The organism is Limnoraphis robusta CS-951 (genome assembly GCF_000972705.2).
The window spans coordinates 1-25932 of sequence record NZ_LATL02000114.1; the positions used below are offsets into that span (position 1 = coordinate 1).

The 25932-nt window shown below is 41.1% G+C and carries 20 protein-coding genes; 12 read left to right on the top strand and 8 right to left on the bottom strand.

Translation table 11 applies throughout. The features are described from left to right. Positions 1–74 precede the first annotated feature (74 nt). The gene (locus WN50_RS10165; protein ID WP_046280830.1) at positions 75–10181 is read left to right on the top strand and encodes a DUF4347 domain-containing protein; all 10107 of its coding nucleotides are present in this window, start codon (positions 75–77) and stop codon (positions 10179–10181) included. Between the two features lie 118 nt (positions 10182–10299). On the opposite strand, the gene aroA is transcribed toward WN50_RS10165, so the two are convergent. Beyond that, positions 10300–11646, bottom strand: coding sequence for a 3-phosphoshikimate 1-carboxyvinyltransferase (gene aroA / locus WN50_RS10170; protein WP_046280829.1), 1347 nt, complete (start codon positions 11644–11646; stop codon positions 10300–10302). Positions 11647–11742: 96 nt separating this feature from the next. Here aroA and WN50_RS10175 point away from each other — a divergent pair, with 96 nt between their 5' ends. Beyond that, positions 11743–12231, top strand: a complete 489-nt coding sequence (locus tag WN50_RS10175) for a hypothetical protein (RefSeq protein WP_046280828.1) — start codon at positions 11743–11745, stop codon at positions 12229–12231. Positions 12232–12452: 221 nt separating this feature from the next. Here the strand turns inward: WN50_RS10175 and WN50_RS10180 are convergent, their stop codons facing one another. Next, on the bottom strand, positions 12453–12959 hold the full coding sequence (locus WN50_RS10180; RefSeq protein WP_046280827.1) for a hypothetical protein: 507 nt from the start codon (positions 12957–12959) through the stop codon (positions 12453–12455). Between the two features lie 89 nt (positions 12960–13048). Between WN50_RS10180 and WN50_RS10185 the strand changes: the two genes are divergently transcribed. Both WN50_RS10185 and WN50_RS10190 read left to right on the top strand, forming a co-directional pair. Then, positions 13049–13885: a hypothetical protein gene (locus WN50_RS10185; protein ID WP_049558997.1), complete on the top strand. Its 837-nt coding sequence runs from the start codon at positions 13049–13051 to the stop codon at positions 13883–13885. Positions 13886–13903: 18 nt separating this feature from the next. After that, on the top strand, positions 13904–14734 hold the full coding sequence (locus WN50_RS10190; RefSeq protein ID WP_046280826.1) for a beta/alpha barrel domain-containing protein: 831 nt from the start codon (positions 13904–13906) through the stop codon (positions 14732–14734). A 231-nt stretch (positions 14735–14965) separates the two neighbouring features. On the opposite strand, the gene WN50_RS10195 is transcribed toward WN50_RS10190, so the two are convergent. Then, positions 14966–15400, bottom strand: a complete 435-nt coding sequence (locus tag WN50_RS10195) for a Spy/CpxP family protein refolding chaperone (RefSeq protein WP_046280825.1) — start codon at positions 15398–15400, stop codon at positions 14966–14968. A gap of 231 nt (positions 15401–15631) precedes the next feature. Between WN50_RS10195 and WN50_RS10200 the strand changes: the two genes are divergently transcribed. The 3 genes from WN50_RS10200 (at position 15632) to WN50_RS10210 (ending at position 18420) form a co-directional block, all read left to right on the top strand. Next, positions 15632–17032 carry a sensor histidine kinase gene (locus tag WN50_RS10200; protein WP_046280824.1) on the top strand — a complete coding sequence of 467 codons (1401 nt, stop codon included), beginning with the start codon at positions 15632–15634 and terminating at the stop codon, positions 17030–17032. Next, on the top strand, positions 17010–17669 hold the full coding sequence (locus WN50_RS10205) for a response regulator transcription factor (protein WP_046280823.1): 660 nt from the start codon (positions 17010–17012) through the stop codon (positions 17667–17669). Before WN50_RS10200 ends, WN50_RS10205 begins: the two co-directional genes overlap by 23 nt. A 331-nt stretch (positions 17670–18000) precedes the next feature. Further along, entirely contained in the window at positions 18001–18420 is a 420-nt protein-coding gene (locus WN50_RS10210) for a hypothetical protein (protein ID WP_046280822.1), read from the top strand. Positions 18421–18506: 86 nt separating this feature from the next. Here WN50_RS10210 and WN50_RS10215 read toward each other — a convergent pair whose 3' ends face one another. Beyond that, positions 18507–19181, bottom strand: a complete 675-nt coding sequence (locus tag WN50_RS10215) for a ComF family protein (RefSeq protein ID WP_046280821.1) — start codon at positions 19179–19181, stop codon at positions 18507–18509. 136 nt (positions 19182–19317) lie between these two features. On the opposite strand from WN50_RS10215, the gene WN50_RS10220 reads away from it, so the two are divergent. The 5 genes from WN50_RS10220 to WN50_RS10240 all read left to right on the top strand — a co-directional run bounded on the left by WN50_RS10220 (position 19318) and on the right by WN50_RS10240 (position 22793). Beyond that, entirely contained in the window at positions 19318–20238 is a 921-nt protein-coding gene (locus tag WN50_RS10220; RefSeq protein WP_046278983.1) for an NAD(+) kinase, read from the top strand. 200 nt (positions 20239–20438) lie between these two features. Continuing rightward, positions 20439–21014, top strand: coding sequence for a TetR/AcrR family transcriptional regulator (locus tag WN50_RS10225; RefSeq protein WP_046278984.1), 576 nt, complete (start codon positions 20439–20441; stop codon positions 21012–21014). A 310-nt stretch (positions 21015–21324) separates the two neighbouring features. Continuing rightward, positions 21325–21942, top strand: coding sequence for a glutathione S-transferase family protein (locus tag WN50_RS10235; protein ID WP_046278986.1), 618 nt, complete (start codon positions 21325–21327; stop codon positions 21940–21942). 51 nt (positions 21943–21993) lie between these two features. Continuing rightward, complete coding sequence (locus WN50_RS34615) at positions 21994–22155, top strand: hypothetical protein (protein ID WP_160315365.1); 162 nt, start codon at positions 21994–21996, stop codon at positions 22153–22155. 26 nt (positions 22156–22181) lie between these two features. Then, complete coding sequence (locus WN50_RS10240) at positions 22182–22793, top strand: pyridoxamine 5'-phosphate oxidase family protein (RefSeq protein WP_046278987.1); 612 nt, start codon at positions 22182–22184, stop codon at positions 22791–22793. A gap of 202 nt (positions 22794–22995) precedes the next feature. On the opposite strand, the gene WN50_RS10245 is transcribed toward WN50_RS10240, so the two are convergent. The 4 genes from WN50_RS10245 to WN50_RS10260 all read right to left on the bottom strand — a co-directional run bounded on the left by WN50_RS10245 (position 22996) and on the right by WN50_RS10260 (position 25754). Further along, positions 22996–23292, bottom strand: a complete 297-nt coding sequence (locus tag WN50_RS10245) for an HU family DNA-binding protein (protein WP_046278988.1) — start codon at positions 23290–23292, stop codon at positions 22996–22998. A gap of 413 nt (positions 23293–23705) precedes the next feature. Next, the gene (locus WN50_RS10250) at positions 23706–24017 is read right to left on the bottom strand and encodes a DUF6464 family protein (protein WP_046278989.1); all 312 of its coding nucleotides are present in this window, start codon (positions 24015–24017) and stop codon (positions 23706–23708) included. A gap of 19 nt (positions 24018–24036) precedes the next feature. Further along, positions 24037–25344 carry a bifunctional folylpolyglutamate synthase/dihydrofolate synthase gene (locus WN50_RS10255; protein WP_046278990.1) on the bottom strand — a complete coding sequence of 436 codons (1308 nt, stop codon included), beginning with the start codon at positions 25342–25344 and terminating at the stop codon, positions 24037–24039. Between the two features lie 77 nt (positions 25345–25421). Beyond that, a complete protein-coding gene (locus WN50_RS10260; RefSeq protein WP_046278991.1) occupies positions 25422–25754 on the bottom strand; it encodes a hypothetical protein in 333 nt (110 codons plus the stop codon). Positions 25755–25932: the final 178 nt, after the last annotated feature.

Sequence of the window (25932 nt, forward strand, 5' to 3'; positions counted from 1 at the left end):
ATATTTAAGTATTTCATATTATTTCTATCAGGGACATCGGTAAACAATACAATAAATTATCAAAAAAGGTCAAAATGAAAGTGAGATCTAGTCAAACATTGTTAGTGAAAGATTCATTGAGTATCAAACAGATATCTCAAGGAATGTTAGTCGTATTTGCCGCCGATTTGTTTGATATTGCTAGATTAATTTCAGGGGTTCGTCGGGGTGCAAAAGTTTTAACACTTCATCCGAACCGAGATGCAATTGAACAAATTACAACTGCCATTAAAACCGCAAATTCTTCGGTTAAAAGCCTACATCTGGTTACGCACGCTTCAGCCAATATTTTACACTTTGGAAATCTTAATTTAAGTTTAGAGAATCTAGATCAATATCGGGCTTTACTCCAACAGTGGAACGTTTCAGAAATTCTGCTGTATGGTTGTAATCTGGCTCAAAAAAGTACAGATTTTATCCAATATTTACATCAACTCACGGGAGCAAATATTGCCGCTTCTAGTACCCCAGTCGGTTGTAAAAATAAAGGCGGAAACTGGGAACTTGATATTAAAATCGGAAATATTATCTCAAATATTGCTTTTGTTGAGGACGTTCAAAAAAATTATCAAAGCCTTTTTACAATTGAACGAGTTTCAGTCAATTCGCAAGGTGAACAAGCTGCTCCAGATCCACAGAATTCTGGTTCTCAAGATGGTATAATTTCCCCAGATAGCCGATTTGTTGCCTTTGAATCTAACGCAAATAACCTCGTTCCTGATGATAACAACGGCGTTTCAGATGTCTTTCTTCGCGATCGCCAAACTGGAATTACCACTCGCGTTTCTGTTAATAGTTTTGGACAAGAAGGAAACGATAAATCGGGAGCATTTTCTGATGCAATTTTACCCGCTCTAACTCCAGATGGAAGGTTTGTAGCCTTTGAATCTAAAGCCAATAATCTCGCGCCTGGAGATAATAATGCTGAAGAATGGGATATTTTTGTTCGCGATCGCGATGCCGATGGAAACGGCATTTTTGACGAAGAAAATGATACGACAACCCGAGTTTCAATTAATACAAATGGAGTCAGTGGAAACGGTTCCTCGCGAAATCCCGTTATCACCCCCAATGGACGGTTTGTCGCCTTTGAGTCGCGGGCGGATAACCTGGTTGCCAGAGACAACAATCAAGGGGCATGGGATATTTTTGTTCATGATCGCGACCCCGATGGGAATGGAATTTTCGACGAGGGAAATGGTCGCACCGTCCGAATGTCGGTGAATGGGATTGGTATACAGGGAAATGATGACTCCTTTGACCCTTCTATTTCTAGTGATGGGCGGTTTATGGTGTTTGAGTCCGACGCCAACAACCTGGTTGCAGGCGATACAAACGGGGTTCGAGATCTTTTTCTTCATGATCGCGATCCGGATGGAAATGGGATTTTTGATCAAGGTAATAGTATTATCACTCGTATTTCATTAGGAATTAATGGAGTTGAAGCGAATAATGCTTCTTTTGATCCGATATTTTCGGGGAATAATCGCTTTATTGCCTTTGAGTCTTTAGCCAGCAATTTAGTAGAAGGAGATAATAATAACGCTTTAGATATCTTTGTTTATGATCGTCAAACCGGAGTAACAACTCGCGTTTCTCAAGACTCAAATGGTATGGGTGGAAATCAAGCTTCCTCTCAACCGAGTATATCTGATGATGGTCGATTTGTTGGTTTTAGTTCTCGTTCTTCTAACTTTGTTATCGGTGATAATAACGGCGTTGAAGATATTTTTGTTCATGATCGTGATCCTGATGGGGATGGAATTTTTGATCAAGGCAATGGTCTGATTACCAGAGTTTCTATTAGTGATACAGGCAACGAAGGAAATGCAAATTCGTTTCAAGGTATTGTTTCAGGAGATGGAAATTTCGTTGTATTTGAATCCTTAGCGGATAATTTAGTACCAGGAGATACGAACGGCGTTTCTGATGTTTTTATCTCAACAATTGATCCAGCGATTACCATTTTACCCGGAATCAATCCGATTGAAAACGGACAAACGAATGGTATTTTTGAAATCAGTATCAATCAACCTGTTCCCCCAGAAGGATTAACGATTAATTTTAATATTGCTGGAGATGCAACAAATAACCTTGATTATAGCTTTGCGGCGGGAAATAATATCACGAATCTCACAGCCAATAGTTTGACAATTGCAGCAGGGGCGACAACAGCAACCTTAGAAGTTATTCCCGTTTTTGATAATATTAGTGAAACCGATGAAAGGATAGAAGTCAGTTTACAACCGGGAAATGGATATGCGTTAACGACTTTAAATACTGCTAGTCTCACTATCGGCGATCGCTCGTTAATTGTCACCAATACCAATGATTCTGGGGTCGGTTCATTGCGACAGGTAATTACCACTGCTAATCAAGTTGCGGGAACTGATATTATTAGCTTTAATATTCCCCAAACTGACCCCGGTTTTAATCCCAATACTGGAACTTTTAGCATTCGACCTTTTTCTCCTCTTCCAAGTGTTACTGATGCGGCGATTTTAGATGCAACTTCTCAGCCTGGATATACAAATACGCCGTTAATTGAAATCGATGGAAGTAATATTTCTGATTTAGTCAGTGGCTTAACGATTACCGCCGGAAATAGTACAGTTAAAGGATTTGTAATTAATCGTTTTGCTGAAGGAATTCGTTTGATTACTGCTGGAAATAATACCATTCAAGGGAACTATATTGGGACTGATGTTACCGGAAATATTGATCTCGGAAATACAGTAGATGGAATTTTTTTGGGTGGGGGAACTAGCGGCAATTTGATTGGGGGAACCACACCACAAACTCGTAATTTAATATCGGGAAATGGTCGAAATGGAGTTCAACTGGATACTTCTGGGGATAATATTATTCAAGGAAATTTCATCGGAACCAACATTTCAGGAACCGCCGATTTAGGAAATAGTGGGGCGGGAATTGGGATATTTCAAGAGGAGAATAATCAAGTTGGTGGAAGCCTTTCTGGGGCGGGTAATTTAATCTCAGGAAATGATACCAACGGAATTGAACTCAATGGTGTTGCAGCAAGCAATAACCTCATTCAAGGAAATTGGATAGGGACTACTTCTAATGGAAATACACCGTTAGGAAATAGTCAAAGTGGTATTCTTGTCTTTAACAATGCGAATAATAATACCATTGGAGGAATAGAAGCGGGAAATATTATCGCTTTTAATAATGGAGATGGTGTTACCGTTGAGTCAGGAGAAGGAAATGCAATTCTCAGCAATTCTATCTTTGACAATGGCTTAAGTTTTGCGGATATTGGGATTGATTTAAACAATGATGGAACCAGTATTAATGATTTTGGAGATGCGGATACTGGGGCGAATACGTTACAAAATTATCCTGACCTATTAACGGCGACTTTAGAAGAAGAAAGTATTCAAATACAAGGAATTCTTGACAGTACGCCCGGTTCTACCTTTACGATACAATTTTTTGCCAATGAATTACTCGGAGCAAGCGATCGCCAAGGACGAACTTTTTTAGGAGAAACTCTAGCAACCAGTAATATTCCGTTTACCGTTAGCTTCGATGTTGAACTTCTAGCAGACCAACGTTCAATTACTGCTACTGCGACCGATATTAATAATAATACCTCAGAATTTTCAACACCGATCACCGCTAATACTGCCCCTATTTTAGACTTAGATGAAGACGATAGTAGCGGAATGACTGGAAACAACTACAGTACCCGCTTTACCGAAGGACGAAACCCTGTCGCGGTGGCGGATACTGATGTTGAAATTGAGGATGCAGATAGCGAAAATTTAGCCTCTGCAACAGTTATTTTAACCAATCCTTTAAATGGACAAGCAGAGAGTTTAGCGGTTAATGGAGAACTTCCTGCTGGAATTAGGGCGACTGCTTATAATTCTGTCAGTGGACAATTACAACTGCAAGGAACCGCATCTCTAGTAGACTATCAAACCGCGATTTCTCAGATTGTTTATAACAATAGCATACTCAATCCTGATTTAAGCGATCGCATTATTAATATTAGCGTTAATGATGGCACTTCTAACAGTAATATTGCCGAAACAACCATTAGTTTAGTGGGAACGGTTCAAGTTAGCATTGCGGCGAATACTTCCCCAACAGAAGGCGAAATTGGAAGTTTTACTGTTACCCTTGATGAACCCATTAACCAGCCTTTAATTGTTGAGTTTGATCTCAATCAAAGCAGTGCAGTTAATCCAGAAGATTATACCTTAGAAGCGGGAACGGGAATTACAAGTATCACCCAGAATACTTTTACAATAGAAGCCGGAGTCACCACCGCAACCTTAAATGTTGTTACGGTTGATGATGATATTTTTGACCCCGAAGAAACGGTTCAAATTAATCTCGTAGAAGGTTCTAATTATCTCCTAACAGACAATAATTCAGATGTTATAACCATTACGGATAATGATACGGTTGGAATTTTGTTAACCCCTCCCGTTGAAGCCATTACCTCAGAAGACGGAGATAGCATTAATTATCAATTCGTTCTTTTTTCCCAACCCACCGCAGACGTTATTATTAACTTAGAAAATACTAACCCCGACGAAGGAAGCCTTTCAGCAGAGACAATAACCTTTACTCCCGAAAATTGGAATACTCCTCAAACGGTTACGGTTAATGGAGTTGATGATAATATTGTGGATGGGGATGTTAACTATATTATTACCCCAACAGTTAGCAGTCTGGATGAGAATTACAACAATTTTCAGTTAGAAGATATTACCCTAACAAACCGGGATAATGATGTTGTTGGAATAACTTTAACTCCTCCCCTTGAAGCCATTACCTCAGAAGAGGAAGATAGCATTAATTATCAATTCGTTCTTTTTTCCCAACCCATCGCAGACGTTATTATTAACTTAGAAAATACTAACCCCGACGAAGGAAGTCTTTCTACTGAAACCATCACCTTTACTTCAGAAAATTGGAACATTCCTCAAACGGTTACGGTTACGGGAGTTGATGATAATATTGTTGATGGAGATATTGACTATAATATTGTTACAACGGTTAATAGTGAGGATGAGAATTACAACAATTTTCAGTTAGAAGATATTACCCTAACTAACGAAGATAATGATGTTATTGGAATTGAAAGAATATTCCCTCCTCAACTGATCACGACAGAAAATGGAGATAGTATTGACTTTGAATTAGTTCTGTTTTCTCAACCGATAGCAGATGTTCTTGTTAATCTTAATAGTAGTAATTCCAACGAAGGAGTTGTTTCTCCAGAAACGATAACCTTTACTCCCGAAAATTGGAATATTCCCCAAACTTTTACAGTGACAGGAGTCGATGATAATATTGTTGATGGAGATCTGGAATATACTGTTACCTCAAACGTTATTAGTCAGGATAGTAATTATAATGGGTTTCAGTTAGCAGATATTACCCTAACCAACCTTGATAATGATGTTGTTGGAATTACTTTAATCCCTCCCGTTGAAGCGATTACGACAGAAGACGGAGATAGCGTTAACTATGAATTCATTCTCAACTCTCAACCGACAGCAAACGTTATTATTAACTTAGAAAATACCAACGCCGACGAAGGAAGTCTTTCTGCTGAAACATTAACCTTTACTCCCGAAAATTGGAATAACTCCCAAATTTTTACAGTCACCGGAGTTGATGATGATATCGTTGACGGGAATATTAACTACAGTATTACCCCAACAGTTAGCAGTAATGATTTAACTTACAACAACTTTAATTTACCCGATATTAACTTCACAAACCTCGATAATGATCAAGTCGGAATTGTTGTTACCCCAATTAATGGACTCACAACAACGGAAGCAGGAGATATCGCAACTTTTGAAATTTTTCTGACTTCCCAACCGACAGCAGAAGTTAGTTTTAACCTCAATAGTAGTAACCCCAACGAAGGAAGCCTTTCCATTTCAGAGGTAATCTTTACTCCCGAAAATTGGAATATTTCCCAAATTGTTATTGTTACCGGAGTTGATGATGATATCGCCGATGGGGATTTATCTTATTCTATTATTACGGATACTGCTGTTAGTAATGACCCCAATTATAACAACATTAACCCAGAAGATGTTAACCTCGTTAACGCAGATAATGAAACACCCGGAATTACCATTACTCCGGTGAATGGTTTGCTGACGACAGAAGCAGGAGGAAGCGATAGTTTTGAAATTTTTCTCAATACTGAACCCGTTGATGATATCACCATTAGAATTAGCAGTAGCGATATTACAGAAGGAATTGTTTCTACAAACGCGGTAACATTTACACCCGATAACTGGAATATTCCGCAGATGGTGATGGTGACGGGTGTTGATGATAATATTGATGATGATGATATTCTTTATACTATCATTACCACACCGGATATCACAACAACTGACCCCAACTATAACCGATTAAACCCAGTAGATATTAGTGTTACGAATACTGATAATGATACAGCAGAAATTGTTGTGACTCCGACGAGTGGACTGGTCACCAGTGAAGCGGGAGGAAGCGCGACTTTTGATGTTTTTCTCACCTCTGAACCCACCGCTAATGTAATTCTCAACCTCATCAGTAGCAACACCGCAGAAGGAATTCTGTCTAGAGAAACGTTAACTTTTACGCCGCAAAATTGGCAACTTCCACAAAGAGTAACGGTTACAGGTGTTGATGATTTGATCGCTGATGGTGACATTAATTATAGCATTATTACAGCCAATGCGATTAGTTCCGATGGTAAATATAACGGTTTCAATCCCGAAGATATTGCAGTCGTTAATACGGATAATGAAACGCCGGGAATTAGCATCAGTCCGACGAGTGGACTGGTAACAAGTGAAGCAGGAGAAACCGCAACTTTTCAAGTCGTACTGAATACTCAACCCATTGATAATGTTACCCTAAACTTAATCAGTGATAACTCACTAGAAGGTGTTGTTTTTCCGCCGAGTTTAACCTTTACTCCCGACAATTGGTTAACTCCTCAAATTGTCACGGTTACAGGTGTTGATGATTCTCTCGTTGACGGGGATATTGAGTACAGAATTATCACCGAATCTGCGATTAGTAATGATCCCAATTATAACAACCGCAACCCGGAAAATATCACAGTAACTAACCTGGATAATGATCTTCCCATTGTTGATTTATCAGTTGATTTAACGACAGGAGAAGAAGCAAATACAACTGCAATTACTGTTACCGTTACCGCTTCAGCGAATGTAGACGGGGAACAAACGGTTAATCTGGATGTTTCGGGAATTGGAATTACCTCTAACGATTACACCTTATCTAATTTTCAGCTTACGATTCCTGATGGAAACAATACTGCTAGTGTGACGTTTCAAGTCTTAGATGATATTGTCTTTGAAGGGAATGAAACGGCGTTATTAAGCTTGTCTAATCCTTCTGAGGGAATTCTATTAGGTACAGCAACGGCTAATATTACAATTATCGATAATGATATACCCCCAACTGTAGAATTTTCGCAAACGGATTATCAAATCAATGAAGATGGAACGATTGTTGGTGCTGAAATTACCATTAATCGTACCGGAGATATCTCTAAAGCGTCTACAGTAGACGTTGAATTAACGGAGGGAACCGCAACCGCCGGAGAATATTTTGATGAGAATTTGATTTCGGTTCGATTTGCGGCGAATCAAAGAACTGCTACAGTTGATATTCCGATTATTGATGATGATTTAGTTGAAGAGGATGAAACCTTTTTCCTTGAGTTGGTTAATCCCAGTGTGGGAACTGAAATCGGATCTCAAAATACGGCTACTGTTGAAATTATTGATAATGAAGTGGCGAGAATTGATATTTCTCAAACAGAATTATCGGTTACAGAGTCAGGAATTACCGATAACTACAATTTGGTTTTAACAACCATTCCCACTGAACCTGTTACCATTCGATTTCAAACCGATAATCAAATTGAACCGATTACAACAATTACCTTCGATGAAACCAACTGGAGTATTCCTCAAACGATAGAAATTCAAGCCATTGATGATAATTTAGTCGAAGACAGAACCCATAACAGTTTAATTACTCATGTTGTGACTAGCGAGGATCAAAATTATAACGGATTTATCCTGGATGATGTCAATATTGAAATTGCCGAAAATGATATTGTTGATGTTTCTATCGCACCCACAAATTTAACGGTTTCTGAAGAGGGGGAGACAGATAGTTACTCTCTGGTTTTAACGCGACAACCTGAACTTCCTGTAACTATTCAGTTTGAAACCAATGAACAAATTAATCCGATTAATCCCATTACCTTTAATTCTAATAACTGGAATATTCCCCAAACTGTAACCGTTGAAGCGATAGATGATTTAATCCCAGAAGGAGATGAAACGATTGCAATTTCCCATGAAATTGTCAGCGAAGATGAAAATTATAGAGACTTACAAGTTCGTACCGTTAATGTAGAAGTTCTCGATAATGATGTCGATGCAGAGATTTTTGTAATTAATACTCGGAATCTGACTTTAACCGAAGGAGAAGCAACCGCGAGTTATGAAATTGTTTTGAGTTCACCTCCCGTACTTCCAGTTACGATAGAGTTTAACACAAGCGATCGCCTGAATTCAATCCTCGCAATTGAATTTGATGAAACCAACTGGAATATTCCCCAAATTGTTACTGTTGTCACGACGGATGATAATATTGTTCAGGGAGATACGACAGAAATCATTCGCCATACGGTTAGAAGTTCAGATCGAAATTTTGATGGTTTAGAAGTTGCTAATGTTAATGTAAATTTGACAGATAATGATGTGGCGGAAGTCTTAATTACTCAAACTTCAAACCGCACAGAAGTCAGCGAAGATGGCTTAACCGATACCTACCGAGTGGTTCTCAACAGTCAACCGACAGCCGATGTTACTGTTACCATTACTCCTGATAGTCAAGTTGATTTAGGAAGGGGTGCGGAAACTGAAAGAAACCTGATTTTTACGCCACAAAATTGGAATGAACCGCAAACTGTTACCGTCGCAGCGATTGATGATGATGATGTCGAAGCTGATATTCACACCAGTACAATTAATCATGCGATTTCTAGTAATGACTCCAATTATAATCGTAATACTCCGATCAGAATAGATGGGAGAATACAGGAAAATCTCACTGTTGATATTATCGAAAATGACGAACCCTTACCCCCTGGAGAACCAGGAATTTCGCTGATTCAACCTGTGCGTCGAACTGATGTAATTGAAGGGTTTGGAAATGATGTTTATAAGATAGTCCTCAATAGTGAACCCACAGCCAATGTTGAGATTAATATTAACCCTAATTCTCAACTTCAAACGGACAAACAAACCCTCACCTTTACCCCGTTTAACTGGAATATTTCGCAAACTATAACGGTGACTGCGGTTGATGATACCCTCGTCGAAGGTTCACACATTGGAACCATTTCTCATACCGTAAATAGCGAGGATTCCCGCTATGATAACTTAGGAATTGATCAACTTTCACTCAATATCAGCGACAATGATAATATCGGACAACAACAGACTTTTTCCGAACCTGTGGTTATCAGTTTAAGTGAATTAGATGATACAGGGGTTGGTTCTGATTTTGAGGATATTTTATTTGGAAATCAAGGAAATGATCGCTTGTCTGGAGAAGGGGGTTTTGATTTAGTTTATGGACAAAGTGGTGCGGATGCGTTAAGCGGAGAAGTAGGAGATGATGTTTTGTTTGGTGGACAAGGCGATGATCAAATGCAAGGAGATGCCGGAAATGATATTATTTATGGAGACAGAGGTAGCGATCGCTTGTGGGGTGGAGAGGGAAATGATCAACTCTTTGGCGACTTTGGAAATGATCGCTTAATGGGAGATTTAGGTGCTGATACCCTAACAGGTGGCTTAGGAAATGATGCGTTTGTTATCGGGTTCGGAACGGGTGGAAATACAGTTGAAACGGCGGATGTTATTGTTGATTTTACTGATACTCAAGATGTGATTGAGTTGATTAGTCCGTTAACGTTTCAACAGTTAAATATTACTTCGAGTTCAACCGGAACGGTGATTCAAGTTCAGTCAACAGGAGAATTTTTAGCGGTGGTATTGGGAGTTAATCCCAGTCAGATCAGTGAACAAGATTTTGTTTAACACCTTGAAATAGAGGAGACTCAACACAAAGACACAAAGACACAAAGATTTTCTCTAAAGTGTTCTCTGTGTCTTTGTGGTTTTTCGGCTAATCTTTAACCCACAATTTTTTAAGAATTTAACCGCAAATTTGTTCCAAAGTTGTGGTAAACTGAGGATAGGAAATCGAAGCAGCTTCGGCTCGACCAATGGTGGTTTTTCCACGGGCTTTTAACGCGGCGATCGCTAAACTCATCGCAATTCGATGATCGGTATAACTATCAACTTCCGCCCCGGTTAAAGCCGTTCCGCCGACAATTTCCATCCCATCGGGTAACTCGGTAATTTTCGCCCCCATGCGGTTTAATTCCGCCGCCATCACAGTAATGCGATCGCTTTCTTTGACTCGCAATTCTTCCGCATCTCGAATAATGGTTGTTCCTTGTGCAGAAGTTGCCGCAACTGCTAAAATTGGAATCTCATCAATTAATCGAGGAATTAACGAGCCTTCTAGAGTACAAGCTTTCAATGGGCTGTATTTTACTCGTAAATCAGCGACAGGTTCTCCGGCGACTTCCCGTTGATTTTCCGGTTGAATATCCGCCCCCATCATCGCCAAAGCGTCTAAAATTCCGGTACGAGTTGGGTTCACGCCCACATTTTCCACCAACAACTCCGAACCGGGAACAATCGCCCCAGCAACCAGCCAAAACGCGGCTGAACTAATGTCCCCCGGAACCACAACGGGTTGACCCTGTAACGTTGCTGGCCCTGTTACCGTCACGCTATGGGTCTGTGGATCAACTTTCACCGTCGCCCCAAACGCCCGTAACATCCGTTCACTGTGATCTCGCGATAACGCAGGTTCCGTCACCGTTGTTTCCCCTTCCGTCATCAACCCCGCCAGCAAAATACAGGATTTGACTTGTGCGGAGGCAATTGGCGAATTATAATGAATCGGGTTCAGGCGTTGACCTTGAATGGCTAAAGGCGCAAAAGAACCGCCCTGACGCCCCCAAATCATCGCCCCCATTTGTTGTAACGGTTTAACGACTCGATCCATCGGACGCCGGACTAAAGAATGATCTCCGGTAACAGTAAAAAAGCGATCCCGATGAGAGGCGAGAATTCCTAACATTAACCTCAAGGTTGTTCCCGAATTTCCGGCATCTAAAATCTCAGTCGGTTCATGGAGTTGACCTAAGCCAATTCCTTGTACTTCAACCCGTTGTTCATTTAACTCGGAAACTTGCGCTCCCAACAGAGAAAAACAACTCGCGGTACTACGCGGATCAGCGCCTAAAAGCAACCCTTCAATGGTCGTGGTTCCTGTCGCCAAAGCCCCCAACATTAACGCCCTATGGGAGATTGATTTATCTCCAGGTATACGGATAGAACCCTGTAAAGATAAACCCGATGTTGGCGGCTCAATTGTGAGAGTCTGTTGACTTTCTGAAGTTTTGGTTTCAATAATCCCAGTTAGCATAGGATAAGAATAGGATGGATTTCCCTAGTCATCCTACCGCTTTCCTTGTACTAAATGACAACTAAGACTGGGGATTTACGGTTAATCATAAAGCATATGCTAACACATTCTCGCAAACCTGTAAGTCTTTCTGTCGTTTCAGTGGACTTACCCGTGCGATCGCTCGTGGAAACAGCAGCAACCCTCTATCAAAGAGATCACGAACAATTTCATTTGCTGTTACATGAACCCGAAATTTTTGACTGGGAACCTGATACAATTAACGCCGAACCCAAGCCCACAACGCCCCACAAACCCCGGTTGTTGTGGCTAGAAGTTTCCCCCTATCGAGCCGTTATGACCATGCAGGGAAATAGCAAATATAGCTATCGTCATTTGTGGCAAAAAGGGATGTATGGGATTAGTCGTTATTATTTACAAACGGACTCGGAAACCGTTCCAAGTCAATTTAGACTTCGTAATTTTACTCGCAACTTAGAATTAATTGGTTCTCCCTTACCCGAATCTCTGCGACTAGAATACGAACTTTGGTCAGAAAAATTACAACTCGGTCGTTATGTTTTGAGTCTAGAAATTCATCATTAAAAAAGGCAAGAGGCAAGAGTTTTGTAAGGGCGGGTTCATTACAGTTTACAGTTTACAGTTTACAGTGACCAGCTTTTACAGTTTACAGTTTACAGTTTACAGTTTACAGTTTTTACAGTTTACAGTTTACAGTTATTAGTTATTAGTTACCAGTTTTTACAGTTATCACTGGTTACTGTTCACTGTTCACTGGTCACTGTTCACTGGTCACTGGTTACTGTTCACTGGTCACTGTTAGAGTTGGGTTCTTCGGGTTTTAGAGACTCAGGCGGACAATATTTAGTCATCTCCGCCATCAGTTTCTCGGCTTTTTCACTAATCGGATTTGTTCGTTGACTGATTTGATTGACCTTCTCGATTGATTTGGCTAATTCGGCACGACCTTCTAGGCTAATCGGTGTTTTTTCTCCCGCTTCTAATGCTTGACCCATTTCGTTAAGAACCACTGCAAATTCACGAAAGACTTCTGTAAAACCTAAGCGAATTTTCTTCAGTTTACCTTTAGTTAAATAAAGTTTCTGCATCTGATCCGCAACAAGATTCAGTTCTTGTGCTAATCTAAGGGTTGTTGCGCTGTTATCTTGGTTATTCGGAACAGCGATCGCCAAGTTTCCTTGGTCTACAACCTCCATCAGCTTACGACATTGATCCTGGCGATTTCCCGCACAACCTACGATCACGACAGCCATCGTCAAGAACGTCACCACTCGTCTAACATTAAAATCCATTGAAGCTCCTCACACAACCAAAGTAGAGAGTTAATCGCTAAGAACCCCCAAATTACCGCTTGAGTTCTGCATCGCAAGTATGGCAAATTATGAGCAGTTCAGCAAGTATCACCCAAAAGAAAACCATGTCTCAAAATACACCCGAACCGAAAAAGGACGATAGCGGATATGTTGCCTTTGGGATTGCAATTGCGCTAGGATTCCTCGTAATGAAAGATACGATCCCGCTTTTGTTGCTGTTGGCTGGTGGAATCGCTGCGTGGCGAATCTGGAAACGTTATCACAAAAAACAGCAGGAGCAATTAACGCATCTCGATCAGGTTTTTTATCGCTTAATTCGGCAAAATGACGGTTGGATTACTCCCCTCGATTTAGCGATGAATGCTAAACTTCCGGCTGAGAATGTACGAGAATATTTAGACAAACGAGCCACTGAATTTTCCGCTCAGTTTGAAGTCACCGAACAAGGCGGAATTCTCTATTACTTCTCAACCGCTAAATCTTGGCTCCTGAGTTCAGAGGATGAGCAAATAGAGTGCTTACAAAAACACGAGGAAAACTCAACCCTTCCCCCTTCTCAACCGCCTGAACCCCCTCAATCTGAATCGGCTAAAAAGAATGAAGTGGCGTTATTTCCGGTTCCCCCTGCTTCAACTAAACTCCCCCTCGAAATTCCCAACTCTCTGAATCAATTAGAACTCGCCAAACGGTTAAACGTTCATCCCAGTACCTTGAGTAAATGGAAAACTAAACCGCAGTTTATAGACTGGATTCGTCAAAAAGATCCTGATAACATCACTTGGAAATATTCTGAAAAAACCAAACGATTTGATCGGGTTTTCCAGTCAAATACTTCATCCAAAGATAATCCATTTTTGAGTCAAAATAAACTTGAAAATACTCCTAAAAAACGTCAAGCTAATTAATATTAATGATCAAAAATAATGATTGATAATCCTTCGATTATAATTTTTGATACCACCCTGCGAGACGGAGAACTCACTCCAGGCGTTCACTTTACTCGAGAGAATAAAGTGAAAATCGCTCAACAACTTGAGGAAATGGGAGTTGATACAATAGAAGTGGGATATCCGGGAACATACACAAAAGATATTGATGATATTATTGCGGTTTCTCAGGTTATTAAAAACTCGACAATTTGTGCGTTAGCAGGTTCTCAAGAAGCGGAAATTCAGCAAGCTGCAAAAGCCTTAGAAAAAGCTGATAAAAGCTGTATTAATATTTATACCCTAGTTAATCTCAATTCATCTTCAAAAAACGTTGATAAAAACTCAGTCTTATCAACCATTCATCAACAGATTTCACAAGCAAAAAACTCTTGTTCTCTAGTTCAATGGACGGCGTTTGATGCAACGCGCAGTGAGATTAATTTTTTGGGCGAAGCGGTTCAAATGGCTATCGAAAGCGGTGCTAAAATCATCAGCATTCCTGATAGTTTAGGTGTGGCTGAACCCGAAGATTTTTATCACTTACTTGAAAATCTTTATCAAAATATCCCCCAACTCCAACAAGTAACGGTTTCCGTTCACTGTCACGATGACTTCGGAAAAGCCGTAGAAAATTCTCTCCTGGCGCTAAACTTAGGCGTGCGTCAAATCGAATGCGCGGTTAACGGTTTGGGAGCCAGAAAAGGAAATGCCAACTTAGGGGAAATTATAGATAAAATAAAATCTCATCAATCCTATTATACATCAATAAACTCTCATTTTATCCCAAAAATTTCTGAATTAATAAATAATATCATGTACGGATAATGAGTGATAAAAAACTTTCTCATAATCCGACTCTTTCTTCTTCTTTATTTCCTCCTGTCTCCTGACTCCTGACTCCTGACTCCTCTGTCGTTTATTTATAACTGTTCAACCGGACATGATATAAAATAAGGGCGCAAAACTTTTGCACCCAAAAATTGGCTAACTGTCGAAAAGTTTACACACTACGAAGGATTGTTGAGGATCATTGAGGATGGTGATAGGATTGTATTTCTATTGTTGTGCTTGACGTCCTCCCCGACCTCCTCGACCTTGCCAGTTTCGTTCCGGCTTCAATTCTGCTAATTTCGCTCGTTGTTCCGTCGTTAAAACCTCACGAATTTCTAACATCGCTTCAAAACGTTGATTTCCCATTTGTTGATGTAACTGTTGAATTTGTTGGTGTTGTTGACGCAATTGATCCGCACTGGCGTTACTAGCTTGAAGCGATCGCATTTGTTCCATAGCCGCCTGCATTTGTTGACGCAAACCTTCTGAAGACGCTTTACGCTGTTCTTGAATACTATCAATTTGTTGTTGTTGTTCCGCAGAAAGATTAAGCTGTTCAAACATCCGACCCATGCGATCGCCCGGTTCAGCCAAAGCATTCCCCGCAAACGGTAAAAATAAAGCTACAGTCGTCGCACAAAGCAAATTCCGAATCTTCATAAAACCAACCTCTAAATTGTAGTGAATTCACGCTTGGTTCGTGATATTCTTATCGTATAACTCAACCCGCAGCGATCGCCTGGATCAAAGTTACTAAATCTTTCTGAGTCTAAAGTATTATCCGATCTGTGACTTTGGTACTACTCCACCCCAATAATAGAAGTATTTTGATCGATGTCTCTCGAAAAAACTCACTCTATACTAATGAGTAACCCTTAGATTATTGCAGCTATGCAATGGTTTCGCAAACACAATCATCCCTTTCGTTTACTCCTTTACCTGGAATGGATTTTACTCGCCATTGCGGTACTGACAGCCTTTAGTCCCTTTCCGCCACCTCCTAGCGCAAAATTCTCCCGCTACCCTCACGAACATCGCCCGCCCCTTGAACGTCAATTTAACCCAGATCGAAATTTCAACCCCAATTATCGCCCCCCCAGACGTGATTTTCCTCGCCGTAATCGCCGAAAAAAACCCCTATTTCCCCTCGGTTTTTTCGCGAGTATTGCAGCTTTAGGATTAATTGGGTTGAGATTACCTTTAAATCAACGTTCATCAACGATTAAAGGACTCTATACTGCTTTAGGGTTTGGACTCAGTTGGTTAGCGGTATTCTGTGGAAGTCCGGGTGCGAGTTTTCTATCTGCATTATTGCTGGTTGTTGTAATTCGGGCTTGTGTTTTGTTTCCTTGGCGGGGTCGAGTTGTTGTTGCTTTTTTTGCCTATCTGTTTTTTCTGGTGTTAATGTTTTTGCGAGTTCGTCCAGTTGGAATTCCGCTCATTAACAACAGCCTATCGACTGCTTCTGAAAACCCCATTCCTGAATCTTGGCGCTGGGTTGTCTTTAGTTTAACATTAAATTCTGCTTTATTGTTTGGATTTGTCTTAATTTTTGTGGTGTTATTAGTCGGAACGTTACTGTCAGAAAAACAAAGCCGACAAGAACTTGCTCAAGCCAACCAACGCTTAAGAGAATACGCAATCTTAGCAGAAGATCGCGCTATTTTACAAGAACGTAACCGCATTGCACGAGAAATTCACGACTCCGTTGGACACAACCTAACCGCCCAAAGTATTCAACTCGAAAATGCCCAAATGTGGCTTCAAACTGACCCAGAAAAAGCAGAAGAACATCTAGACAAAGCCCGAAAACTCGGTCGAAATGCCCTTCAAGAAGTGCGTCAATCTGTCGCCAAATTGCGATCGCATCCATTAAAAGGTCAATCTTTAGAAACAGCTTTATCTAAACTCCTCCAACAATTTCAACAAACCACTCAAATTCAGTTAACATCCGATATTTATTTAATTCACGCTGCGGCGACAGATGTAGAAATCACCCTATATCGAGTCATCCAAGAAGCCTTAACAAATATCTCTAAACATAGTCAAGCGACAAAAGTTGAGTTATCATTGATAGAACATCCTTTGAGAATCGAACTCACCATAGAAGATAATGGTTTCGGGTTTTATCCTGAAGAAAATACAACGGGTTTTGGTTTAGAAGGAATGCGGGAACGGGTGACAGCTTTAGGAGGTTTATTTAAACTCAATAGTCAGCCAGGTCAAGGATGTAAAATAGACGTAAACATTCCCCAATTAAGAGACAATCATGATCCAAATTCTATTAGTTGATGATCAAGGGATTATCCGCGAAGGTTTATCTAGTCTATTGCAAGCTAAACCCGATTTAGAAGTCGTTGGAGAAGCAGAAAACGGTCAAATCGCCGTAGAATTAGCCTTGAAACTTCAGCCCGATATCGTGTTAATGGATGTGCGAATGCCTGTGATGGATGGAGTAGCCGCAACCCGAGCGCTGTCTCAACAACTCCCCCAAACAAAGGTGTTAGTTTTAACGACATTTGATGATGATGAATATATCACAAAAGCGATGCAAAATGGAGCCAAAGGCTATTTACTCAAAGATACTCCCTCCGAAGAACTCGCTCAAGCCATTCGTGCCGTTTATAAAGGGTATACCCAGTTTGGCCCTGGATTATTTGAAAAAATTATTGCTACAAATACAGGCAATTTTTCCCACACCTCCCCAACAGTTACCCCAGCCGAATTCAAACTTTTAACACCCAGAGAATTAGAAGTATTACAATTAATTAGTCGAGGATATAGTAACCGAGAAATCGCTCAAACCCTTTATATTACCGAACGAACCGTCAAAAATCATGTTTCGAGTATTTTAAGCCGTTTAAATTTACGCGATCGCACCCAAGTCGCGTTACTCGCCGCCACCCTTGATCCACCTCACTTTCAATAAAACAAAATAGACTATCGCGTTTTCATTTGAAATGAGAACAATAGAATTTACTAAAGACATTCATAAATTGATCTGATTGTTGTCTGCGACTTGAGAAATATTTCTACTGGATTATAGCAATTCTCACGCTCAGATCTTGAACTCTAGACAGTTTCCAACTGAGAGATTAACTATATTCCCGCCCGAATTACTACTATTGTCAGATTTTCCTGACATCATCGTTAAATAGTGGTAGAAACTAAAACTCGATGCCATAATAGCTATTACCCCTCATCTAGAAGTCACATCCTGTTGAGGGAAATGTTTTTTAACATCATCAGGGAAACGACTTATGAGATTACAGAACGTTCAAGAATTAGCAAAACTCAACTTATCAGAGATAGCCGTTAAAACTCCAGATTGTTTAGCACATTCTACCCCCAATGTGCAACTAGAAGAGATCAATTCAGGCTTACCTCTACGAAATTATCCCGCTCACTTAAGAATCGTACAAGTTCAAAACATTGGAGAACAAATCAAAGTTTCTTTGATTAATGACAAAAACACAACCGAAAAAGTAGCCATTCGCCACATCTACGAAGCCAACTTTAATTGGAATAGCTGGCTGCAAAAAAGTCAAGAAAAAGCCAAAATTTCCCAACACCCTCTGATCGGATATCACTGTATTGATTATGTCACTCAACGAGAAAGCTATCTCGGAAAATCTTGGGAAGAAGCCTGTCAGAAACTTAGCCAAATCGCCCTCGACTAAACCCTTTTAAAAAAGATACAAAGCACAAAGAATAGCTCTTTGTGTCTTTGTGTCTTGGTGGTCTTTCTATTCTCCCGCTCCAGAGATTATTGCTCAGATAGAGATTTCGTCGTGGCGATCGCCACAACCCCAGCAACCGCTATTTTATGTTCCCTAAATGCTGCAATTGCAGCTTTAACCGTTGCACCAGTGGTATAAATATCATCTACAATTAAAATAGAATGAGTCTGAGTCGGGCGTCGTAAATCTTTTCCCAAACAAAAGGCATCTTTTAAATTCTCTTGCCTTTGTTGAGCCGACAGTCCGAACTGAGCTTGTGTATCGCGTACCCGTTCTAAACCTTGGGACTTCAACGGTAAACCTGTCACCTGACAAAAACTACGGGCGAGAAGTTCAGCTTGATTAAATCCCCGTTTTTTTTGCTTTTCAGGAAACATCGGAATAGGAACCACTAGCAAGGGTTTATTCTGTACAGTGGGAGTCTTTAACCAAGCATCAGCCAACCAATAACCCAACGGTTGAGCAATTTCAGGATGATTGTTATATTTTAGAGTCACAATCGCCTGTTTCAACATCCCTTTGTACTGTCCCCAAATCAATACAGGAACGTCTCCCAAAAATAGACTTCCTCGAGGAAATTGACAACGCAAAATTTGTTTTTGACAATAGAGACACAGTTGCTTTTCCGCAGGGCGATCGCACAAAGGACAATCAGGCTTGAAAAAGAGATTGAGGATCGTTTTGATGAAATTTCCCATCATCGGTTAAGACAAAAATTAGGGTTGTAAAAATAGACCTTCAGAGTTAAGATAAACTCGTTTATAGAAGTGTCAAATAGGCTACTGATAGAGGATACCGGATAAGATCAGGATATAAAATAATCATAGAGGAAAGACGGTGGAAATTAAACAGGTGATCATCGCCCACAAAGCTAGAGATCCATTAAGTAAACAATGGGCTGAACAATTTGCAACCCATTTTGAGAAGCGAGGCTGTCGGGTATTGATGGGGCCGAGTGGCCCTCAAGATAATCCTTATCCGGTATTTTTAGCATCCGTGAGTCATCCGATAGACCTAGCCGTGGTTTTAGGTGGAGATGGCACCGCCTTAGCAGCAGCCCGTCATTTAGCCCCGGAAGGTATTCCCATTTTAGCGGCAAATGTCGGCGGACATTTAGGATTTTTAACCGAGTCTTTTGAGGATGTTCGCAATACCGATCAAGTCGTTGATCGGATGTTTGAAGATCGCTACGCCATGCAACAACGAATGATGGTTCAGGCGGCAGTATTTGAAGGTAATCGTACTAATCTTACCCCCGTTGGCGATCGCTATCTTGCCCTGAATGAAATGTGTATTAAACCTGCTTCCCCCTATCGAATGCCCACTTCTATTTTAGAGATGGAAGTCGATGGTGAAGTCGTCGATCAGTATCAAGGTGATGGTTTAATTGTCTCTACACCTACGGGTTCCACCTGTTACAACGCTTCGGCAAATGGCCCGATTATGCACCCTGGAATGGAAGCCATCACCGTCGCCCCCATTTGTCCATTAAGTTTATCGAGTCGTCCCATTGTTTTACCTCCCGGATCAGTGGTCAGTGTGTGGCCTTTAGCTGACCCAGAACATGAAACCAAACTCTGGACAGATGGAGTATTAGCTACTTCCGTTCGACCTGGACAACGGGTAGATGTACGAATGGCAAATTGTCAAACTCGGTTTATTATTCTGCGAGAAAACTACTCGTTTTACCAAACATTACAGGAAAAATTGCAGTGGGCAGGTGCAAGAATTCGTTATATTAACGACCATCGTAATTAACCGTTAAATCCTGTTAACTTACTTGGGTTCCCAAAAACTCCTCAATGTTGGGATGATGATCATACTGTTGGCGATCGCCGCTCATCAACAGGCCGAGTCCGGTCAAGCTGTGGGGAAAGTGGTCGTTACTTGGTAAATTCTGCTGAACCTGCAAAAAATCCCTCTTGACAATTATCTACCAACCAGTAGATAATGAGAGCATGAAAGGAAAAACCGCTCAACAAATCTTAGACGTTGCTCAAGATCTCGTGCAGAAGCGAGGCTACAATGCCTTTAGTTACGCCGATATTTCCGAGCAAGTGGGAATTCGCAAAGCCAGCATTCATTATCATTTTCCCTCGAAAGATAATTTGGTTCGAGAACTGGTGAAATGTTACCGAGAACGCTTTCGGAGGATACGCCAGCAAATCGAACAAAAAAATGATTCCCCCGAACAACAATTGATGCAGTTTGCTCTCCTGTATCGAGACAGTTTACAACAGGATCAGTTATGTTTGTGTGGAATGTTAACGGCTGACTGGGCGGTTTTACCGGAAACAGTTCGAGATGAGATTAAAGGCTTTTTCTCGGATAATCAAACTTGGTTAGCAGGGGTGTTAGAAAGAGGCTGTCAGGCGGGTGTTTTACGCTGTCAATCCTCCGATGAAGCCGAAGCTAAACGCATTCTCGCAACCTGTCAAGGCGCACAGCTTTTTTCTCGTCTAGCGGATGACAAAATTTCGGCGTTTGATCAGATGATTCAACCGCTTTTTACAGAATTACTGTGCAAGTCTTAATTTTTTAAACGCAGAACTACCTACTAATAGGTTTGTAAAGTTTTACTCCTTCAGTTCAATAAAAGGAAACAAAATGTTTCGTTTGGTTAAGAATAGTTAACAACTTTGACAACTGTTTAGGAGTGAATGAATTTTCAATTTTAGGCTTTTTTTGAGTCACGGGTGTTCGTTTAGTTTTATAATCTTGAGAAATAGGATTGATCAGACTAAACCTGACCGACGGACTCAATGAAAATGCTGTTGTCATTCACTTCTGTCAAAGAAAAATCACACAGCCTACAACCCATTGAAAGATAAAAGGAAGGTGACAATGATTAAACTCTACGGTCACGAAATGTCTGGCAATACTCATAAAGTGCGTTTGTTTTTGTCTCTATTGCATCTTGAATATGAATATATTCAGCTTGATTTAATGAAGGGAGAACATAAACAACCGGAGTTTCTAAAGATTAATCCTTTTGGTCAAGTTCCGGTCTTAATTGATGGTGAAACCGTATTTCAAGATGCTCAAGCCATTTTAGTTTATTTAGCGCGTCAATATGGCGGTGAAGATTGGTTCCCAACGGATGCAGAATCAATGAGTCGTGTGATTCGTTGGCTGTCAACAACTGCGGGAGAAATTCGTCAAGGCCCAGAAAATGCTCGTTTATATTATGTGTTTGGCGCAACTTCGATTAATATTGAACGAGCCACTCAAAAATCTCATTTCATTCTCAACCTTTTAAACGACCATTTGAGTGAACGAACTTGGTTAGAGTTTGAACGTCCAACGATTGCTGATATTGCGGCATTTCCTTACGTTGCGTTGGCTCGTGATGGTCACATAGAGTTAGACCAATATCCTCACGTATTACGTTGGATTGAACAAGTGAAAAAACAGCCTGGATTTTTAGGAATGCCAGGTATTGAAGCTCTAACTTCAGTTTAACTGTCACCCAAAATCACCTAACTTTATCTTAACTTATTCAAGGAGTATATCATGTTTTGGATGAATGTCATCAAAAAGTATTTTCTAGGTTTAGATTATGACTCCGAAAAGAGGGATGATGCGCTGCAATTTACGGTCATGGGTTGGGGAGGAGAACAAGAAGTTTTACCAACAGAATGCTTGAATAGTTCAACGACATTGATTAAGCATTAATCCTCTATTCAATCAGGGAGAAAACCATGCCTCGTAAATTTGCAGAGATTGCGTTTACCCCGGCAGTAAAAGCCATTCAAGAACGCTACGGTTCTCGAGAAATGTATAACCGAATGGAAGAAAGCGGCCCTGAAAATGACACGTTAATTCCCCGATTAGTTGAGTTTATTCAAGCCCGTGATAGCTTTTACATGGGGACAGTGAATGAAAATGGCTGGCCTTATATTCAGTTTCGGGGTGGGCCGATCGGGTTCCTGAAAATTTTGGATGAGAAAACGTTAGGATTTGCAGATTTTGAAGGAAATTGTCAATATTTGAGTCTAGGAAATTTATCAGTCAATGATCGCGTTTTTCTGTTTTTAATGGATTATACCAATCGCCGTCGCTTAAAAATTTGGGGACGCGCAACAGTTGAATATAATAATCCCAATTTGCTTGAACAATTGCGTGTACCTGGATATGAAGCCTCTTGCGAACGAGCCATTTTAATTCATGTTGAAGCTTGGGATTGGAATTGTCCTCAACATATTCCGATTAAATATTCTGAGGCGCAAGTCACTGAAATGATCGCGCCTTTACAAACCCGTATTCAAGAATTAGAAGCTCAATTAGCATCAATACAAACCCCCAATAGCTAATTGATTTCAGGGGTCTTAGAAAACAGTGACCAGCTTACTGTTAACTGAAACAACTGGTCACTTGTACGGGTAATTCAGGAATTACTCCTACAAAACTTTTAACTGAAAAGACTTCTCCCAAGCCAAGCCGAAGATCAATCAACGAACCTAGCATGGGAGTCAATCAAAGCGCACAATCTCTTGTGAACCCCGATAATTGAGTTTAGGCTACGCTTTCGTCCGACTCTTCAGCCACCATCTCTTTAAACGCTTTCCCTGCGGAAAAAGCAGGAACCGTCGTTTCTGGAATGGTCATCGGCTGTCCGGTACTCGGGTTACGACCTTCACGCGCCTTGCGATGTCTTGCCTCGAACGAACCAAACCCAACTAGCGTTACCTTGTCACCCTTTGCAACTGCGTCCATAATGGATTCACAGATGGCTGAGATAATCGCGTCTGCTTGTTTTTTGGTTACTCCTGCTTTAAATGCAGTTTCTTGGACAAGCTGTTCTTTGTTCATGCTAATGTACCTCCTGAAGCTATTTCAGCCTGTGTTCTCAAACTTTAGAACTGATGGCTGTTCTAGCATAAACTGCTTTGTAATAGGCAAGTTTATCGTATCTTTTCACAGTTAGTGATGAAATTTAGATCCAAAATAGTCTTGATTGGCTTCGTCTAACCCTCTTGATCTCTGAAAAATTTTTGAGAGGCAACAGACTGTAAAGCCTGATTAGTCATAGGTTTGAGCCGCAAAGCCCAACAGCAAAAACGACGGGTGACTCGGTGAGCGAGGTTTTTGAGCGGATAAGTAGATCTGCGGACAAATATCAGTACAATAGATGGCGATCGCTCTTTGGAAAAATTTAAGGCTATAGAGCGGATGTACGAGTTTCTTGACCTGGATTATCCAACTTGCAGAGGGAAAGTCTAGATTTATTCATCCTCCCCAATCGATTTTGCCTGATAAAAACGACAATCTTGACAAGGCCCAGATGGATTCACCGCACACCGAATATAAGACGAACGTGCATTATACTGGCAAGTAATATCACCAATTAAATAGCCCACTCCCTCTACATATTCGGCATCAGGCGGTAAGTTAGGTCGCCGCCAATGAGTCACGGCTACACCAGTTCCCCTCGTTGAAAGCTGACCCATTACACGGGTTTCAATTCGTCGTCGAAACCACCAATAAATAAATGCGGGACTAATTCCAAGTGTGAGAATCAATAGAGGGATAAACACGACACAATCTCATCAAAAATTAGGGATTAGAGATAGATTGGGGATGATGGGTTGAATTCTGAAGGCTTAAAAAATAACCCACTAGATACAGAGATCCACACAAGACCACTAAATTTTCAGATTCAGCGATCGCTGCGTCTAAAGCGGGAACCAAATCCGGATAAACTTCAGAGGCTTTTAAATTCGGACAAATACTGCGACTCAAAGCCGCTAATTCTTCCGGTTCAGCACTACTATGTTCGGGAACTGGAACTAAATACAGCCGATCTCCTGGACGCAACAAAGCCTCAAAGATATCTGCATGATCTTTAGTAGACAACATTCCCATCACCCAAGTGATCGGTTTTGGGACATCATCCCCAAATTGACCGTTTATACTATCAATATACTGACGCAAAACTAGAGCGGCCGCCGGATTGTGAGCGCCATCTACTAACAGTCTGCGATCGCCCCAAGTTGTCCATTGTAAGCGTCCTAACCAGCGAGTTTTTGCCATTCCCTCTCTAATGGCTTGAGGCGAAATCTGCCAGCCTTGTTGTTGGAGTAATTTTATAGTAGCGATCGCGATCGCTGAATTGAGTAATTGAACCTGTCCCAACAAAGGTAAAGGATATTCAATGTCTTGATAGATAGCCGTTGTCAACCCATCCGGTGTTTTCTCTGTCTGGGGAACAGCCGCTTCTACCCAAACTGTCGGACAGTTTAACTCCTGAATACGTTGTTCAACAACGGTTTTGGCTTCCGGGGGAAGTTTGCCAATCACCGCCGCACAACCGGGTTTGAGAATCCCTGCTTTTTCCCTAGCGATGTCAGCGAGAGTCGGGCCTAAACGTTGCCAATGTTCGCGACTAATCGAAACAATAGCAGTGACTAATGGGCGATCGCAAACATTCGTTGCATCCAGTCGTCCGCCTAACCCCACTTCAATGACTGCAATATCAACCTGTTGTTGGGCAAAATACAGCCATGCGGCGGCGGTAATCACCTCAAACTGAGTCGGTGAAGGTTCGTTTGGGTCAATCGCCGCAACGACTTCTGAAAGCACTCGTTCGAGATCGGGTGTAGAAATCGGCTGTTCATTAATGCAAATTCGTTCAGTCCAGTCTACCAAATGAGGGGAAATGTAGCGTCCCACTCGATAGCCCGCTTGGGTTAGAATCGCCGAGAGATAAGCACAAACAGAACCTTTGCCATTCGTGCCAGCGACATGAATAATCGGGACTCGCTGATGGGGGTTATCTAAACAGATCAGCAACTTTTGAATCCGTTCTAAACCGAGATCAACCCCAAAGCGTTGAAAGCGTTGTAAAATCAGGTCTACATTCACAATAAATGATCAGTGAGTAACTCAGGGTGAGAAAGGAGCAATCCCAGGCATCTACGCCCCAGAACGGGGGAAATGGGTTAATTCTCCTCAACGGGCGCAGAAGTGTCTTCAGCCTCAACAGAGAGCTTTTCTAAGAGCGATCTCAATGAAGCTCGGGGAATATAGGGCCAGCCTCCATGAGACTCAATCTCTTTTAACAAAGCATAGAGTGCCTGACGGTTATCAGGCAAAGCTTCTCGAAAGCAACCCTCGCGAATTTCCCGATGCAGACGTTCTAAAGTTCGCAGCACTGCCAACAGTGCCATTGTATCCCCTTCAGCCTCCTGGCTAATAGAGTGAATCGTCTGGCTGATCGATTGCAATTGAGACTGAAAGGGTTCTAATTCCAAGTTAATGTTATTGTCTCTCATAGCTGCTGCTTACTCTATATATTTCTCAATTCTCGGGTTTGTGATTAGGATCTGGCAAGCCTGAACAAGTTTGCCCGTCCTTTTCCGCTTGTCTGAAGTCCTAAGCAAATAGACCTAAGTAGTTTAGCTTAGGTTTCTAGGAATTCATACTTTAGCCAACAAAAAAAGTCACAAGCCA